At 67.4% G+C, this 16,346-nt stretch carries 17 protein-coding genes and 1 tRNA gene; 8 read left to right on the top strand and 10 right to left on the bottom strand.

The features are described from left to right. Positions 1-10: 10 nt before the first annotated feature. From secD to J0F76_RS08400, 3 genes are all read right to left on the bottom strand, one after another. On the bottom strand, positions 11-1,675 hold the full coding sequence (secD, locus tag J0F76_RS08390) for a protein translocase subunit SecD (RefSeq protein WP_207467837.1): 1,665 nt from the start codon (positions 1,673-1,675) through the stop codon (positions 11-13). 36 nt (positions 1,676-1,711) lie between these two features. Next, complete coding sequence (gene yajC / locus J0F76_RS08395) at positions 1,712-2,044, bottom strand: preprotein translocase subunit YajC (protein ID WP_207467845.1); 333 nt, start codon at positions 2,042-2,044, stop codon at positions 1,712-1,714. Positions 2,045-2,167: 123 nt separating this feature from the next. Continuing rightward, positions 2,168-3,334: a M20 aminoacylase family protein gene (locus tag J0F76_RS08400; RefSeq protein WP_207467847.1), complete on the bottom strand. Its 1,167-nt coding sequence runs from the start codon at positions 3,332-3,334 to the stop codon at positions 2,168-2,170. A 61-nt stretch (positions 3,335-3,395) separates the two neighbouring features. Between J0F76_RS08400 and mazG the strand changes: the two genes are divergently transcribed. Then, entirely contained in the window at positions 3,396-4,214 is an 819-nt protein-coding gene (gene mazG / locus J0F76_RS08405; RefSeq protein ID WP_207467855.1) for a nucleoside triphosphate pyrophosphohydrolase, read from the top strand. A 59-nt stretch (positions 4,215-4,273) separates the two neighbouring features. Here mazG and dusA read toward each other — a convergent pair whose 3' ends face one another. From dusA to J0F76_RS08430, 5 genes are all read right to left on the bottom strand, one after another. Then, on the bottom strand, positions 4,274-5,260 hold the full coding sequence (gene dusA / locus J0F76_RS08410; protein ID WP_207467863.1) for a tRNA dihydrouridine(20/20a) synthase DusA: 987 nt from the start codon (positions 5,258-5,260) through the stop codon (positions 4,274-4,276). A gap of 29 nt (positions 5,261-5,289) precedes the next feature. After that, positions 5,290-5,364 (bottom strand) — tRNA-Val (locus J0F76_RS08415). Positions 5,365-5,422: 58 nt separating this feature from the next. Next, complete coding sequence (locus J0F76_RS08420; RefSeq protein ID WP_341351572.1) at positions 5,423-5,710, bottom strand: HU family DNA-binding protein; 288 nt, start codon at positions 5,708-5,710, stop codon at positions 5,423-5,425. A 168-nt stretch (positions 5,711-5,878) separates the two neighbouring features. Next, on the bottom strand, positions 5,879-7,738 hold the full coding sequence (locus J0F76_RS08425; RefSeq protein WP_207467868.1) for a DEAD/DEAH box helicase: 1,860 nt from the start codon (positions 7,736-7,738) through the stop codon (positions 5,879-5,881). A gap of 155 nt (positions 7,739-7,893) precedes the next feature. Then, positions 7,894-8,145: a DUF2312 domain-containing protein gene (locus J0F76_RS08430; protein WP_103172693.1), complete on the bottom strand. Its 252-nt coding sequence runs from the start codon at positions 8,143-8,145 to the stop codon at positions 7,894-7,896. Between the two features lie 113 nt (positions 8,146-8,258). Between J0F76_RS08430 and J0F76_RS08435 the strand changes: the two genes are divergently transcribed. Next, a complete protein-coding gene (locus tag J0F76_RS08435; protein ID WP_207467870.1) occupies positions 8,259-8,483 on the top strand; it encodes a hypothetical protein in 225 nt (74 codons plus the stop codon). Next, complete coding sequence (dtd, locus tag J0F76_RS08440) at positions 8,483-8,932, top strand: D-aminoacyl-tRNA deacylase (protein WP_207467873.1); 450 nt, start codon at positions 8,483-8,485, stop codon at positions 8,930-8,932. The genes J0F76_RS08435 and dtd overlap by 1 nt, the downstream gene beginning before the upstream one ends. Before the next feature lie 116 nt (positions 8,933-9,048). Here dtd and J0F76_RS08445 read toward each other — a convergent pair whose 3' ends face one another. Beyond that, positions 9,049-9,888, bottom strand: a complete 840-nt coding sequence (locus J0F76_RS08445) for a calcium-binding protein (protein ID WP_207467875.1) — start codon at positions 9,886-9,888, stop codon at positions 9,049-9,051. Between the two features lie 470 nt (positions 9,889-10,358). On the opposite strand from J0F76_RS08445, the gene J0F76_RS08450 reads away from it, so the two are divergent. Continuing rightward, positions 10,359-11,585 carry a DEAD/DEAH box helicase gene (locus J0F76_RS08450; protein ID WP_242690084.1) on the top strand — a complete coding sequence of 409 codons (1,227 nt, stop codon included), beginning with the start codon at positions 10,359-10,361 and terminating at the stop codon, positions 11,583-11,585. A 72-nt stretch (positions 11,586-11,657) separates the two neighbouring features. Here J0F76_RS08450 and J0F76_RS08455 read toward each other — a convergent pair whose 3' ends face one another. After that, a complete protein-coding gene (locus tag J0F76_RS08455; protein ID WP_207467879.1) occupies positions 11,658-12,845 on the bottom strand; it encodes a multidrug effflux MFS transporter in 1,188 nt (395 codons plus the stop codon). 137 nt (positions 12,846-12,982) lie between these two features. Between J0F76_RS08455 and J0F76_RS08460 the strand changes: the two genes are divergently transcribed. The 4 genes from J0F76_RS08460 to J0F76_RS08475 all read left to right on the top strand — a co-directional run. Beyond that, positions 12,983-13,555 carry a thymidine kinase gene (locus J0F76_RS08460; RefSeq protein ID WP_207467904.1) on the top strand — a complete coding sequence of 191 codons (573 nt, stop codon included), beginning with the start codon at positions 12,983-12,985 and terminating at the stop codon, positions 13,553-13,555. A gap of 90 nt (positions 13,556-13,645) precedes the next feature. Next, on the top strand, positions 13,646-14,791 hold the full coding sequence (locus J0F76_RS08465) for a D-alanyl-D-alanine carboxypeptidase family protein (RefSeq protein WP_207467881.1): 1,146 nt from the start codon (positions 13,646-13,648) through the stop codon (positions 14,789-14,791). After that, positions 14,791-15,387 carry a dTMP kinase gene (gene tmk, locus J0F76_RS08470; protein ID WP_207467883.1) on the top strand — a complete coding sequence of 199 codons (597 nt, stop codon included), beginning with the start codon at positions 14,791-14,793 and terminating at the stop codon, positions 15,385-15,387. Before J0F76_RS08465 ends, tmk begins: the two co-directional genes overlap by 1 nt. Continuing rightward, positions 15,384-16,346 (top strand): DNA polymerase III subunit delta' (locus J0F76_RS08475; protein WP_207467885.1); only part of this gene is annotated, 963 nt, incomplete at its 3' end. The genes tmk and J0F76_RS08475, both read left to right, overlap by 4 nt.

The raw sequence follows: 16,346 nt of genomic DNA on the forward strand, positions 1-16,346 counted from the left end.
ATCGGTCCCCTTACAGGATCAGTTCTTTGGGCTTGCGCCATTCCAGCCACCACACGATCATCAGACGCGTCAGGAAGATCGCCGTGAAGACCGAGGTGACAAGCCCGATGGTCAGCGTCACGGCAAAGCCCTTGACCGGCCCGGACCCCAGGAAGAACATCACCGCCGCCGCGATGAAGGACGTGACGTTGGCGTCGATGATCGCGCTCATCGCCTCGTCGAAGCCGTCGCTGATGGCTTTCGCCACGCGTTTGCCCGCGCGCAACTCCTCGCGGATGCGTTCATAGATGATGACGTTGGCATCGACCGCCGTGCCGACGGTCAGCACGATCCCGGCGATGCCCGGCAGGGTCAGCGTGGCCCCCATCACCGACATGATCGACAGGATCAGGATGACGTTGGCGATCACGGAAATGGACGCGAAAGCCCCGAACAGCCCGTAGCTGGCGATCATGTAGGCCACGACCGCCGCCGTCGCGATCACCGACGACAGACGCCCCGCGTCGATGCTGTCCTGGCCCAGTTCCGGGCCGATGGTGCGTTCTTCCAGGAAATCCAGTTGCGCGGGCAACGCGCCGGCGCGCAGCAGGACGGCCAGCTGGTTCGCCCCGTCGAAGTCCATCGACCCCGAGATCTGCCCCGACCCGGCGGTGATCGCCTGCCGGATCACCGGGGCCGAGATCACCTTGTTGTCCAGCACGATGGCGAAAGGCTGGCCGATATTGGCGCTGGTATAGGCACCGAACTTGCGCGCGCCCGTGGGGTTGAAGCGGAAATCGACCGAGGGCTGACCATTCTGGTCGGTCGAGGGGACCGCGTCGGTCAGTTCCTCGCCGGTGACGACGGGGCTTTCCTCCAGCGTGTAGTACAGCCCCTCCTGATCGGCGGCCGGCAGGATCACCTGCCCCACGCCGGGCCGCGCATCGGGGTTGGTGCCGGTGCCCACGACGGAATTGAAGGTCAGCTTGGCGGTGGTGCCGATCAGCGACTTCAGTTCCTCGGCCGAGCCGATGCCGGGCACCTGGATCAGGATGCGGTCGGCGCCCTGGCGCACGATGGTCGGCTCGCGGGTGCCGACCTCATCGACGCGACGGCGGATGATCTCGACGCTCTGCTGGACGGTGCGGTCGTCGGTCACGGCCTTTTCGGCGTCCGACAACTGGATTGTCAGGGCATTGCCCGCCTGCTGGATCGCAAGGCTCTGCTGGCCCGCGCCGGTCAGGGTGGTGACGGGATTGGAAAAGCCGCGCACGATCTCGGTCGCGCGGGCGATCTGGTCCGCGTTCTCGATCTCGATCTTCAGCGTGCCCTCGGGCGAGGGCAGGCGCCGGATCGCGCCAAGGGTCGCGCGTTCATCGGCAAGCGCGCGGCGCAGTTCGGGCCACAACGCATCCATGCGGGCCTTGTAGACCTCGGCCACGCGGACCTCGCCCAGCAGGTGGGCGCCGCCGCGCAGGTCAAGGCCAAGCGCCACGACAGACGACGGCAGCCACGATGGCCAAGCATCGCGCGCGGCGGCGAGTTCAGGCGTTTCGACGCCTGTGCGCTCGATTTCGGCCACGGCGTCGTTGTGGGATTCGACTTTGGCGTAGAACAGGTTGGGCACGGCAAAGCCGATACCCAGAAGGCACAGCCCGATGATCAGGATGCGTTTCCAACGGTCGATCTGAAGCATCTTCGCCGAAGCCCTTGCTGTGATCTGGTTTCCGGGTCAGCCGTTGGCCGCGACGGGGGTGGTGGCCGACAGCACCTGCGACACCGTGCCGCGCACCACGCGGACCTTCACGCCGGTCGCGATCTCGACCTCAAGCTCGTCGTCGCGCACGGATGCGACCTTGCCGATGATGCCGCCCTGGGTGACGACCTGATCGCCCTTCTTCAGCGCCGACACCATCTCCTTGTGCTGCTTCACGCGCTTCTGCTGGGGGCGGATCATCAGGAAATACATGATCGCGAAGATCAGGATCAGCGGGATGAACTGCGCGAAGGCGGCGCCGGAGCCGGCGTTGCCTGCGGCCTGGGCATAGGCGGGGGTGACGAACATGAGATATCCTTTCGGCTGTCATGGCGGTCTGACCCCGCCCGGATTGGCGCGCAACCTATCCCCGCCATCCCAGCTTGGCAAGGAAGGCCCGCCCGCAAGCCAACAGCGAACAGGATCGTGAAGTCAGCGCGGGACGGGCTGCGCGCGTTCGACCAGCCGGGCCAGGAAGCTGGCCCCGATGGGCGAAATCGCGTCGTTGAAGTCATAGGCCGGGTGGTGAACGCTGGCCGTGTCGCCCTGGCCGATGAACAGGTAGCAGCCGGGCCGCGCGTCCAGCATGTAGCTGAAATCCTCGGCCCCCATCTCGCGCCCCGCATCGCCCGAGACATTAGCATGACCCAGGATCTCGGCTGCGACATCGACGGCGAAGGCCGTCTGGTCGGGGTCGTTGACGGTGGCGGGATAGCCCTCGACATAGTCCAGCCGGATCGACAGGTCATAGGCCTCCGCCTGCCCTTCGCAGATCTGCGTCATGCGGCGGCGCACCATCTCGCGGACATGGGGGGCAAAGGTCCGCACGGTGCCGCAGATGTAGGCCGTGTCCGGCACGATGTTGTCGGCGCTGCCCGTGTGGATCTGCGTGACCGACAGCGCCAGGTCGTCCAGGGCGTAATGGTTGCGGCTGGAGATGGTCTGGATCGCGTTCACCACCGCCACGGCGGCCACGATCGGATCGGCGGTCAGGTGCGGCATGGCGCCATGCCCGCCGCGGCCCTGGACGTGAATCTCGAACGTGTCCACGGCGGCCATGATCGGGCCGGGCGTGGTGTTCATGGTGCCCACCGGCAGGCCGGGGCTGTTGTGCATGGCAAAGACCGAGGCGATGCCGAAGCGGTCCATCATGCCGTCGCGCACCATCGCCTCGCCCCCGCCGCCGTTTTCCTCGGCCGGCTGGAAGATCAGGGCCACGCGGCCCGCAAAGTTGCGCGTTTCCGCCAGATAGCGCGCGGCGCCCAGCAGCATCGTAGTGTGCCCGTCATGCCCGCAGGCGTGCATCCGGCCCGGCACGGTGGATGCGTGGTCCAGGCCGGTCGCCTCCTCCATCGGCAGGGCGTCCATGTCGGCGCGCAGGCCGATGGTGGGGCCCGGCCCCTGCCCCTCGATGATGCCGACAAGCCCTGACTGCCCGATGCCGTCATGGATCTCGTCCACGCCGAAGTCGCGCAGGCGCTCGGCCACGAAGGCGGCGGTGCCGTAGCAGTCGAAGCCCAGTTCCGGGTGCCGATGCAGGTGCCGGCGCCAGGCGGTCATGTCATCCGAAAATTCGGCGATGCGGTTCAGGACGGGCATGTGGACTTGACCTTGGCACTGTGGCAATGGCCCATCAGGACAGAAGCGAAGGGAAATCGCAATGACCGAACCGACGCGCCGCGACCCCCGCGCCGAGATCGCCCGCCTCATCGACATCATGGCGCAGTTGCGCGATCCGCGGACCGGCTGCCCCTGGGACATCGAGCAGGACTTCGCCTCGATCGCGCCCTACACGATCGAGGAAGCCCACGAGGTCGCCGACGCCATCGAGCGGCAGGCCTGGGGGGAACTGCCGGGCGAGTTGGGCGACCTGCTGCTGCAGGTGGTGTTCCATGCGCAGATGGCGTCCGAATCGGGCCTGTTCGACTTCGCGGATTGCGCGGCGGCGATTTCCGACAAGCTGGTCTTCCGCCATCCCCATGTCTTCGGCACCGAGAACCGCGACAAGTCCGCCGAACAGCAGGTCAAGGACTGGGAGGCCATCAAGGCGGTCGAGCGCGCGGGCAAGGCCGAGCGCGGAACGCTGGACGGCGTGGCGATGGGCCTGCCCGCGCTGACGCGCGCGATCAAGCTGCAGAATCGCGCGGCCCGCGTAGGCTTCGACTGGCCGGGCGCCACCGAGGTCCTGGACAAGATCGCCGAGGAAACCGCCGAACTGGTCGAGGCGCGCGACAGCCTGGGGCCGGAGGCGCTGGAGGAGGAGTTCGGCGACCTGTTGTTCGTGATGGCGAACCTGGCGCGGCACCTGAAGGTCGATCCCGAACAGGCGCTGCGCCGGGCCAATGCAAAGTTTACCCGGCGCTTTCAGGCCATCGAAGCGGCTCTGGCGGAACGGGGACGCAGGCCCGAGGACAGCGATCTGGCAGAGATGGACCGGCTTTGGGATCAGGCAAAGGCTGCCGAGAAGGCGGCGGAGTAAGGGGGCTTCGCCCCCGTCCCTGCGGGACTCCCCCAGGATATTTTTGCCAAGATGAAGTGTCAGGCGGCCAGTTGCGTGACCTGTCGCAGGGCCGCGTCATAGACCTCGATCCCGCCTTTCGACGCGCCTTCGGACAGCGTCCGCTTCCATCCCCGCGCGCCCGGCATCCCGTGGAACAGGCCCAGCATGTGCCGCGTGACCTGGTGCAGCCGACCTCCTTCCGCCAGATGCGCCATGATATAGGGGCGCATCGCCAGCGCGACCTGTTCGGGATGCTCGAACGGCGGCGCCTCTCTCCAGAGCCGGTCGGCCTGGCCCAGGATGTCCCAAGGCTGGTGATAGGCCGCGCGTCCGACCATCACGCCGTCCATCGCCTGCAGGTGATCGCGCACCGCATCGAAGCTGGCGATCCCGCCGTTAATCGACAGGTGCAGGTCGGGGAACTGCTGCTTCATGCGGTGGACAAGCGGATAGTCCAGCGGAGGAATGTCGCGGTTTTCCTTGGGGCTGAGGCCCTGCAACCAGGCCTTGCGCGCGTGGATCGCGATGCGCCGGACGCCTGCGGCCCGCATGGTTGCGATGAAGGCGGGCAGCACGTCCCCAGGGCTCTGGTCGTCGACGCCGATGCGGCACTTGACTGTCACCTCGACGGGGCTGGCGGCGATCATGCGCCCGACACATTCGGCCACCAGATCGGGCGTCTTCATCAGCACCGCCCCGAAGCAGCCCGACTGCACGCGATCGCTGGGACAGCCGACGTTCAGGTTGATCTCGTCATAGCCCCATTCGGCGGCGATTCGGGTCGCCGCCTCAAGCTCTGCCGGGTCCGAACCGCCAAGCTGCAGCGCCACGGGATGTTCGGCAGCGTCGAAGTCCAGCAGGCGGGAACGGTCGCCATGGATGATCGCCGGCGCCGTCACCATTTCGGTGTAAAGCAGCGCACGGCGCGACATCAGGCGGTGGAAGATGCGGCAATGCCGGTCCGTCCAGTCCATCATCGGCGCAACGGAAAGGATCGCGGCATTTTCGGCAGCGGTTTTCAGCATCTGGCAGGTGCGGCCCGGGAAAGGAAGGATGGTGGGTGATAACGGATTTGAACCGCTGACATCTTCGATGTGAACGAAGCGCTCTACCGCTGAGCTAATCACCCGTGGGCGCAGCATCTAACAGGCGTGAAAGGCGACCGCAAGGGCGAATCGCCCCTGAATTCAGTCGAAGGGCGCCGGGTCCTCGGACCTCCGGATGCTGCCCGGCCTGCGACGCAGGCGCAGGGTTATGATCTCTCCGCCCCGCTGGTCGCGTTCCAGGTTCACACGGGCGCGGCCCAGGGGCGGCACGGCAAGCGTCTCCCCGGCCGAAAGGGCCTTGCCAAGCTGGGCCAGCGTGGCCTCGATGATCGGGCGCGCATCCGCCTTCTTGGCACCGCTTGCGGCGACGACGCGATCGACAAAGTCCTTCTTCTGCAGAACCATCGCTGGCTGCGGATTTCGGGGCACGCCCCCATCCTTGTCCGGCGGGGCAACATGTTTGATCATCACAAGGAACTCCGACACAACTAAAACACCGAGTTCAGCGTGAGACCGATTTTACCTACGGTCAACATTTATCTGAACACGCGCCGGAGCATGCGAGAAAAGCCGCGCATGGACATGCGCGGCCTTGTCTCAACGGTCGTTCTTGCGCGGCTTTCCGCTTTTTTTCGGTGCAGCGAACTTGCCGCGATCCTTGCCCGCGGGCTTTGCCCCCGCCCCGCGGAACCCGCCGGGCTTTTCGGCCCCCGCGGTGTCGCGGGCAGGCTTGGCCTTGGCGCGATCCTCGGGGGTCCAGCGGGCCTTGCGCGGCTTGGCCGAGGTGTCGGGCTGCGCCTCGGCACGCTCGGGTTTGCGCCACTCGCCCTCGGGCTTGCGGCGGGCGGGGCGTTCGGCGGGGCGCGGTGCCCGCTCAAGGTCGGGCTCGCCGTCCAGGCGGCGCATGGTCAGGCCCGGCTCAAGCTCCAGGGTCTTGCCGAACTTGCCGGCTTGGCCCACGGCGATCTGGACGAAGGTCTCGTCCTGGCGCACGCGGATGGCGCCGATGGCGTCGCGGTTGATGTCGCCGCCTTCGCAGATCTTGGGCAGCAGCCAGCGAGCCTCGGCCCGGCCGGTATGGCCTACGGACAACTGGAACCAGACCGCCTCGCCGAAGGGTGGGCGTTCGCGGGCGGCGGCGGGGGCGCGGTCCTGCAGGACCGTCAGTTCCTCGGGCGTGGGACGGCCTTCGCGCCACAAGGCGATGAAGGCCTGGGCCAGCCGGTCAGGGCCGAATCGGTCCAGCAGCATCTGCGCCATCGCCGTGTCGTCGTCGTTCCCGTCCTTCAGCGCGGGGTGGTCCAGCATCCGGGTGTCGTCCTGCGCGCGAACCTCGTCAGCGGAGGGCGCCGGTCCCCAGGTCGCCTCGACCCGCGCGCGCTTCAGCAGCATCTGCGCCTTGCGGACCTCGGACGGCATGACGATCAGGGCCGAGACGCCCTTGGCCCCTGCCCGGCCCGTGCGGCCCGAGCGGTGCAGCAGGGTTTCGGAATTGGTCGGCAGGTCGGCGTGGATCACCAGTTCCAGCCCGGGCAGGTCGATGCCGCGCGCGGCCACGTCGGTCGCCACGCAGATGGACGCCCGCCCGTCGCGCAGCGCCTGCAGCGCATGGGTGCGTTCCTGCTGGGAAAGCTCGCCCGACAGCGCCACGGCCTTGAAGCCGCGGTTGCCCATGCGGGCCAGCAGGTGGTTCACGTTGGCGCGCGTCTTGCAGAAGATGATCGCCGTCCGCGCCTCGTGCAGGCGGAGGATGTTGAAGATCGCGGGTTCGCGGTCGCGGGCGGCCACGTTGAAGGCGCGGTATTCGATGTCGCCGTGCTGGCGCGATTCGCCCTGCGCGGCGATCCGCAGCGCATCGCGCTGGAAGGTCGTCGCCAGATGCTCGATCGCGGGCGGCACCGTGGCCGAGAACATCAGCGTGCGCCGGTCTTCGGGCGCGGATTGCAGGATGAACTCCAGATCCTCGCGGAAGCCCAGGTCCAGCATCTCGTCCGCCTCGTCCAGAACGGCGACGCGCAGGGCCGACAGATCCAGCGAGCCGCGTTCGATATGGTCGCGCAGGCGGCCGGGGGTGCCCACGACGATATGGGCGCCGCGTTCCAGCGCCCGGCGTTCCGTGCGGTAATCCATGCCGCCGACGCAGGTGGCGATGCGGGCGCCCGCCTCGGCGTAAAGCCAGCCCAGTTCGGCCGCGACCTGCAAGGCCAGTTCGCGCGTGGGCGCGATGGCCAGGCCCATCGGCGCGACCGCGTCGGGCAGCGTGTCGCCCTTCAGCAGTTGCGGCGCGATGGCAAGGCCGAAGGCCACGGTCTTGCCGGACCCCGTCTGGGCCGACACCAGCATGTCGCGCCCTTGTGCGTCGTTTTCCAGAACTGCCTGTTGAACCGAAGTCAGGCTGGCATAGCCCTTGGCCGCCAGCGCCGCGGCCAAGGGCGCGGCTATCGTGTTGTCTGTCATATCATCGCCAGAAAAAGGGGTGCCTTACACCCGCGTGAGGGCACCGCCATCCTTGCGACAGACATCCAAACACGTCCGCCGCCCCGGAAATCCGAAGCCGAAGGGGCGGCTTCTACGGGGACCGGCGGCAGAAGTCAAAGGAAATAGGCCGGGCCTCAGCCCATGCCCAGCGCCTGCTTGTACATCTCCAGGATGGCTTCTTCCTCGGCGATGTCGTCGCGGTCGCGTTTGCGCAGGGCGACGATCTTCTTCATGACCTTCGTGTCATAGCCGCGTGCCTTCGCCTCGGCCATCACTTCCTTCTGGCGCTCGGCGATGTCCTTCTTTTCGGCTTCCAGTTGCTCGAACTGCTCGATGAACTGGCGCAGCTCGTCCGCTGCCACGCTGTAAGCCTGATCGTCCATCATGACCTGTCCTTCCGTTTGTCCTGTCCCGTCCTTGGCCGCACCTGTTAGGCGGTCTTGCTGCGGGGCGCAATCGCCGCTAGGGCGCAGGCGTGCACATTGGCGGGGATGATCCGATGACGCTTTTCGACGGGCTGATCTGGGGCGGCGCGGCCCTGACGGTGGCCGGGGTGCTGGCGCTTGGCTGGTGCGTCCTGGCCGTGGTGCGGGCGCGCAAGGCGGGCCTGGACGATGCCGCGCTGCGCGACCGGATGCGGCCCGTGCTGGCGGTCAACATGGGCGCGCTTGCCGTGTCTGCCATCGGGCTGATGCTGGTCGTGACCGGCATCCTGCTGGGCTGATGCGCGCGCTGGTCCAACGCGTCACGGAAGCCTTTGTCGAGGTTGACGGCGCCACGATCGGCCGCACCGGGGCGGGACTGCTGGTGCTGGTCTGCGCCATGAACGGCGACGACGAGACCGCCGCCGAGAAGCTGGCGGCGCGCGTGGCCAAGCTGCGCATCTTCCGCGACGACGAGGGCCGGATGAACCGGTCGCTTCTGGATGTCGGCGGCGGCGCGCTTGTGGTCAGCCAGTTCACGCTGGCGGCCGACACCCGCACCGGCAACCGCCCCGGCTTTTCATCCGCCGCCGCGCCCGAGGACGGCCGGCGGCTTTACGAACACTTTGCCGAATGCCTGCGCACCCAAGGCATCGGCGTCGAAACCGGCAACTTCGGCGCCGACATGACCGTGCGGCTGGTCAATGACGGGCCGGTCACGATCTGGCTGGATACGGCGGACCGCGCCTAGAGGATGAAGTCGGCAGCAGTCAGCCGCGTCGCGTCATCCACCCAGATCTCGAAATCGGCGGCCTTGTTGCCGTTGACATCGCCGCACACCAGGACGCCGTCCACCTGCCTGACATACTAGACCGCATGGGCGGCGGCGGCCGTTCCCGTGAAGGCAAAGGCCTGGTTCCCGGCACGCGCGGCATTGGCGTCGATCAGCGACAGGTCGATGTCGTCCTGCCCGGCACTGAACTGCATGATCTGATCCCGCTGCGCACCCAGAACAGTCTCGGCGCGGGCGCGGAAGATGAACACGTCCCGAACCGCATCGGCGCCGCCGAACATCTGATCGCGACCCATGCCGCCGTCCAGGACATCGTTGCCGGTATCCCCTTGCAGCACATCGTTGCCCGCCGCGCCGATCAATCGGTCATGCCCGCTTCCGGCCATCAGGCGGTCGATCCCCAAGCCGCCATTCAGCATGTCATTACCGACGCCCCCAAGCAGCGTATCGTTTCCGCCGTTTCCGAACATCTGGTCATGGCCCGCCCATCCCTCGAACCAATCGTTGAATGCGCTAAGTCTGACAGTATCGTCGCCCGACATGATCGAGGCCAAGACTGCCCTGTCGTCGGCGTTTCCGTGGGTAAGGCTCGCACTGTAAATCCGGGCTGCTGGCACGGAAAAATCCTTCGCGGTCCAGATCGCCGAACGTCCGTATACCTCTTCACTGATGAAGTTGACCGTGCCAGCCGTCAAGTCTCCCAACGCATTGAAGCCAAAGCCGACGCCAGCAATGCCGAAAAGCAGATCATTATATCCGTCCCAGCCGCTTACTATGTACAAATCCTGATATTTTGTTCCGTAAAGATCGTAGTAATAGTCGTCGAGAAATGCGTCCTTGTAAAAATGTCGCCAGTAAAAGTTCAGATCGATCGTATAACTGTCGATCCCATAATTGGCATTGATCGTGGCCATGACTCTTTCCCCGGAGACATGAGAACAATGGAACTGAAAATATTCTTGACGTTTGCGGCAGCGATTTTCCACAGGTATTTTAGTGATGATTGACGATCTCCGACCGGATTGATCATGCTTGACTTGCAGACGGTGAAGGCCCATGTGGGTCCAGTCGCCACCCGCTGCCGCGTGAGCAGCCGCGTTTTTCGCTCCAGGGTCCGGCACTCATTCCAGTTTCCCATTCACGCGGGGAGGCTTGCGGGCACCCTATCGCGTCCGCATCCCTGCTGATCGCCGCGCATCGGACGCGGCCCCTGCCTTGCGTCCGATACGGGGGACGCGGGGATGAGAGATTGATGGAACAGAACACCACCCGCCGCCCCTCGCGCGGACCGAAGCCCCGGCCCCGCAACCTGCCGAATTTCGACGCGAACGAAGGTCGCCGGGCGCCTGCCCGCGATCCGCTGCCCACCGGACCCTTTGCGGACATGGGCATCGACCACCGCATCAACGCCAATATCGCGGCGCTTGGACTGACCAAGCCCACGCCCATCCAGACCGAGGCGATCCCTGCCGTCGTCAAGGGCCGCGACGTTCTGGGCTTGGCGCAGACCGGCACCGGCAAGACGGCGGCCTTCGGCCTGCCGATGCTGACGCGGCTGATCAACTTCGGCAAGAAGCCCGACCCCCGGACCTGCCGCGCGCTGATCCTGGCGCCGACGCGCGAACTGGCAACCCAGATCGCCACCAATATCGACGCCTATGCCGAGGGCACGCCGATCCGGTCGTTCCGGGTCGTCGGCGGTGCCTCGATCAACGTGCAGACGGAACGGCTGTCGCGCGGCGTCGATGTGCTGATCGCCACGCCGGGCCGCCTGATGGACCTGATCGAGCGGCGCGCGATCAGCCTGGAGGCCACGACCTACCTGGTCCTGGACGAGGCCGACCAGATGCTGGACATCGGCTTCATCCACACGCTGCGCAAGATCGCGCGGATGCTGCCCAAGGATCGCCAGACGCTGCTGTTCTCGGCCACCATGCCGAAGCTGATGGAGGAACTGGCCGACACCTACCTGACCGAACCGGTGCGGGTGGCGGTCAACCCTCCGGGCCAGGCGGCCAAGAAGATCGAGCAGGGCGTGCATTTCGTGACGCAGGGCGACAAGGCGACGCTGCTGGCCGAGTATCTGGCGAAGCATCCGGGCGAGCTGGCGATGGTCTTCGGCCGCACCAAGCACGGGTCGGAAAAGCTTGCCAAGCTGCTGGAAAAGTGGGGCTTCGCCGTTGCCGCGATCCACGGCAACAAGTCGCAGGGTCAGCGGGAACGCGCCCTGGACGCCTTCCGCAAGGGCGAGACGCAGGTGCTGGTGGCGACTGACGTGGCCGCGCGGGGCTTGGACATCCCCGAGGTCGCGCATGTCTATAACTACGACCTGCCGAACGTGCCGGAAAACTATGTCCACCGGATCGGCCGCACCGCGCGGGCGGGCCGCGACGGCCGCGCCGTGGCCTTCTGCGCGCCGGCCGAGGTCGGCGAACTGCGCGCCATCGAAAAGGCCATGAAGGCGCCGATCCCGGTGATCGGCGGCGAGGTTCCGTCCGGTCCGGTGCCCTCGGCCCGTCCGCAGGGCGGACGTGGCAAGCCGATGGGTGCGGGTGCGAACAAGCGGCCGGCCCGGCGCCCGTCGCGGCAGCCGAAAAGCCGGCAGGCGTAACGCCGGGGGCGCTGTCGCCCTTTGGGTATTTGGACAACGAAGAAGCCGCAGGGTTCGCGCCCTGCGGCGTTTTCATGCCAGGCGCAGGCGCGGCAGCGATGCGGCGGCGGCGCACCAGGCAAGCGCCACGCAGAGCGCGATGGCCGTGACCATGCTGGCGGCGCTGTTGTCCATGAAGGGGCCGGTCAGCGCGATCATCACGCCGCCCGTCAGCATCTGGAACGTCCCGCCCAAGGATGACGCCAGCCCGGCGATGTCGGGATGGGGGTCCAGCGACATGACCATGGCCGTGGGCATCACCAGCCCCAGGCAGGCATTGCCCAGGAACAGCCCCGCCATCACCACCGGCAGCGCGTCAAGGCCCAGCCAGACGACCGCCGCCAAGGCGATCATGATCGCGGCGAAGCCGGTGATCGCCAGCGAGATCACCCGCTCCATCCCGTGGCGCTGCGCCATCGGGCCGGCGAACTGGGATGCGGCGAAGAAGCCGATGGCATTGACCGCGAAAGCCAGCGAGAAGCCGGTCGGCGACAGTCCGTATTGCCGGGTATAGACGAAGCTGGCCGAGGACAGGAACACGAAGAAGCTGGCCATCCCGAAGCCCCCGATCATGGTCAACCCCATGAAGCGCCGGTCGGTCAGCAGCCGTCGCGCGCCCGACAGCATCGGCGCAAGGCGGACCGGGCGGCGGTGTTCGGGGGCCAGCGTCTCGGGCAGGACGAACAGGATCAGGGCCAGGCTGACAAGCGCCGCGACGGCCAGGATGGCGAAGATCTCGCGCCAGCCGCCCCAGCCCATGACCAGCGACCCCGTCAGCGGCGCCAGCATGGGTGAGACGGCGATGACGATCATGATCGTGGACATGACCTTCGCGGCCTCGGGGCCGGTCGCCACGTCGCGGATCACGGCGCGCGGCACGGCCATCAGCGTGGCGGCGCCAAGGCCCTGCAGGGCGCGGGCAGCGATCAGCCAGCCGATCGTCGGCGCAAGCGCCGCCGCGACAGTCGCGGCCAGGAAGATCGCGACCCCGATCAGCAGCGGCGTCTTGCGCCCGAGGGCGTCAGCCATGGGTCCATAGATCATCTGCGCGATGCCGAAGACGATGAAATAGGACGTCAGCGTCAGCGCCGCCCCGGCCTCGGTCGTGCCGAGGTCGGCTGCGACCTGCGGCAGCGCGGGCAGGTACATGTCGATCGCGAAGGGACCGACGGCGGACAGGACGCCCAGGACAAGGGCCATGCGGAACAGGGGATCGCGCATCGGGAAAACCTGGTTTTCATAGGGAAAGGCCGCGCAGAGCCGCGCCGGTGGACGTGACCGCGCCTGCCGTCTTTTGCCATCCGACGGGCCGGATCGCAAGCCTTGATGCCGCCCCGCCCCGGCGCTATGGGGCCGGCATGGCCAAGCTGTACTTCCACTACTCTACCATGAACGCGGGCAAGAGCACGCTGCTGCTGCAGGCGTCCTACAACTATCGCGAGCGGGGGATGCGGACGCTGCTGCTGACCGCCGCGCTTGACAGCCGCGCGGGCCTTGGCCGCATTGCCAGCCGCATCGGCATCGGCGACGACGCGCTGACCTTTGATGCGGACACCGACATGTTCGCGCTGATCCGGGATCGCGCTGGGGATTGCGCCTGCATCTTCGTGGACGAGGCCCAGTTCCTGTCGCCCGCCCAAGTCTGGCAACTGGCCCGCGTGGCCGACGACCTGCACATCCCCGTCATGTGCTATGGCCTGCGCGTCGATTTCCGGGGCGAGCTGTTCCCCGGCTCGGCCGCCCTGCTGGCCCTGGCCGACGACATGCGAGAGGTCCGCACCATCTGCCATTGCGGCAAGAAGGCCACCATGGTGATCCGCCGCGACGAGGCGGGCCACGCCATCACCGAAGGCGCACAGGTGCAGGTCGGCGGGAACGAAACCTATGTCTCGCTGTGCCGGCGCCATTGGCGCGAGGCTGTCGGCAACTGACGTTCAAATATCCCGGAATGCGTGTGGCCCGCGTTGCGAGGGGCGGGGCCATGTTGTAACCATCGGCGCCAAACAGGCAAAGGACTTTCCATGCGTGCATTCCTGACAAGGCTTCTGGCCCTTCTGTGTCTGGCCGCCCCGGTGCAGGCGTTCGAAACCAATGCGACCTCTGCCTGGGTCTATGACGTCAACACCAGCACCGTGCTGATGTCGAAAAATGCCGATGTGCCGATCCCGCCCGCGTCCATGTCCAAGCTGATGACGCTGTACATGGTGTTCGAGGCGCTGCAGAACGGCCGCCTGAAGATGACCGACACGCTGCCGGTGTCGACAAGGGCCTGGAAGATGGGCGGGTCCAAGATGTTCGTCGAGCCCCGCGACACGCCGACCGTGGAACAGCTGATCAAGGGCGTGATCGTCCTGTCGGGCAACGATGCCTGCGTCGTCCTGGCGGAAGGGCTGGCGGGGACCGAGGAAGCCTTTGCCCGCCAGATGACCGAGCGCGCGAAAACGCTGGGGCTGAAGCACTCGGTCTTCAAGAACTCGACCGGCTGGCCCGCCGAGGGTCACGTGATGTCGGCCGAGGATCTGGGCGTGCTGGCGATGCACCTGATCAACGACTTCCCGCAATACTACGGCGACTTCTCGCTGACCGAGTTCCGCTACATGGACCGGGTGCCGTCCAACCGCTTCAACCGCAACCCGATCCTGAAGCTGGACATCGGCGCCGACGGCCTCAAGACCGGCCACACCGAGGAGGCGGGCTATGGCCTGGTCGGGTCCGCCGTGCAGGACGGGCGCCGGGTGATCTTCGTGGTCAGCGGCCTGCCGTTCGACACCGCGCGGGCCGAGGAGTCCGAGCGCATCGTCAACTGGGCCTTCCGCCAGTTCAGCATGGAGACGCTGGTGCCTGCCGGGGATACGGTCCTTGAGGCTCCGGTCTGGCTGGGCGCGAAATCCCGCGTCGGCCTGACCACCAAGGACGGCGTGAACGTGCTGGTGCCCGCCGGATCGCAGGACCAGGTCAAGGTCGAGGCGGTCTACGACTCGCCCATTCCCGCCCCCATCGCCAAGGGCGATCCCATCGGCCGCCTGGTCGTGACCGTTCCCGGCGCGCAAGAGGCCATCACCCCCCTGCTGGCCGCCGAGGACGTCCCCGAGGCGGGCTTTGCGGGCCGGATGAAGGGCGCCGTGATGCGGCTTGGCCACAAGGCCGTCGAAGCCGCGGGACTTTGATGTTCATCAGCTTCGAGGGGATCGACGGCTGCGGCAAGTCCACCCAGGCCCGCCTGCTGGCGGATGCCCTGCGCGCCGAGGGACGCGATGTCGTCCTGACCCGCGAGCCCGGCGGCAGTCTGGGGGCCGAGGAAATCCGCCGCCTGCTGGTCGAAGGCGCGGGCGAACGCTGGTCGGCGGAAACCGAATGCCTGCTGTTCACCGCCGCCCGCCGCGATCACCTGGAGCGCACCATCCGCCCGGCCTTGGCTGCCGGGCAGACCGTCATCACCGACCGCTTTGCCGACAGCACCCGCGTCTACCAGGGCGCGACCCGGGGCGACCTGCGCGGGTTCGTGGACCGGATGCACGATCTGGCGATCAGCGTGGAGCCGGACCTGACCTTCGTGATCGACCTTGACCCGGCTACCTCCCTTCGCCGGGGCAATGCGCGCGGCGGGGTCGAGGATCGCTTCGAAAGCCTGGGGCTGGCGTTCCAGCAGCGGCTGGCGGAAGGTTTTCGCGCGCTGGCAGGCGAATTTCCTGCCCGCGTGCGCCTGATCGACGGGACCGGCAGCGCCGAGGATGTCGCCGCCCGCATCCGGGCCACGTTGTGAGAACTGATCCCGACGACATCCCTGAACCCGACCGCGTTCCCGGCGCACCGCATCCGCGCCATACGGACCGCGTCATCGGCCAGGACAATGCCATCGCCGAATTCACCGAAGCCGCCCAAGGCGGTCGGCTGCACCATGCCTGGCTGCTGACCGGCCCGCGCGGGGTCGGCAAGGCCACCCTGGCCTGGGCCATCGCCCGCTGGATGCTGTCGGGCGCGACCGGCCCCTTCGGTGCGACCGACACCCCCGAGGCGCGGCGCCTCGCGGCGCTGTCGGAACCGCGCCTGCATCTGGTCCGCCGCCCCTGGGACGACAAGGCGGGCCGCCTCTCCGCCCAGATCACCGTGGACGAAATCCGCAAGCTTCTGTCCTTCTTCCACCTGTCCGCGGCCGAGGGCGGGCGCCGCATCGCCATCATCGACGCCGCCGACGACATGAACACCGCCGCCGCCAACGCCCTGCTGAAGGTGCTGGAGGAACCGCCCGCCGATGCCCTGATCCTGATCGTCGCGCACCAGCCCGCCGGTCTGCTGCCCACGATCCGGTCGCGCTGCCGCACCCTGCGCCTGTCGCCGCTGAACCCGGCGCAGATGGGCAATGTCCTGGCCCACCTGGGCATCGACGAGGATGCCGAGGCGCTTGCCGCCCTGTCCGACGGTTCCGTGGGCGAGGCCTTGCGGCTGGCGGGCCAAGGCGGCCTCGACCGCTACCAGCAGCTTGTTGACCTCATGGCTACCCTGCCCCGCCTGAACCGCCTGCAGGCAGCGGCCTTTGCCGATGGCGCGGCGGGACGCGCTAGCGTTGATGGCGATCCCTTCGACCTGACGATGACCGTGCTGGACCGCTTCCTGGCGCGCACCGCCCGCGCGGGCCTCATGGGTCCGCCCCTGCCCCAAGCCGCGCGCGGCGAGGGCGCGCTGCTGGCGCGCCTGTCGCCCGACGATGGGGCAGCCCGCGCC

This window comes from Paracoccus fontiphilus (assembly GCF_017356265.1).
Taxonomy (GTDB): Bacteria; Pseudomonadota; Alphaproteobacteria; order Rhodobacterales; family Rhodobacteraceae; genus Paracoccus; species Paracoccus fontiphilus.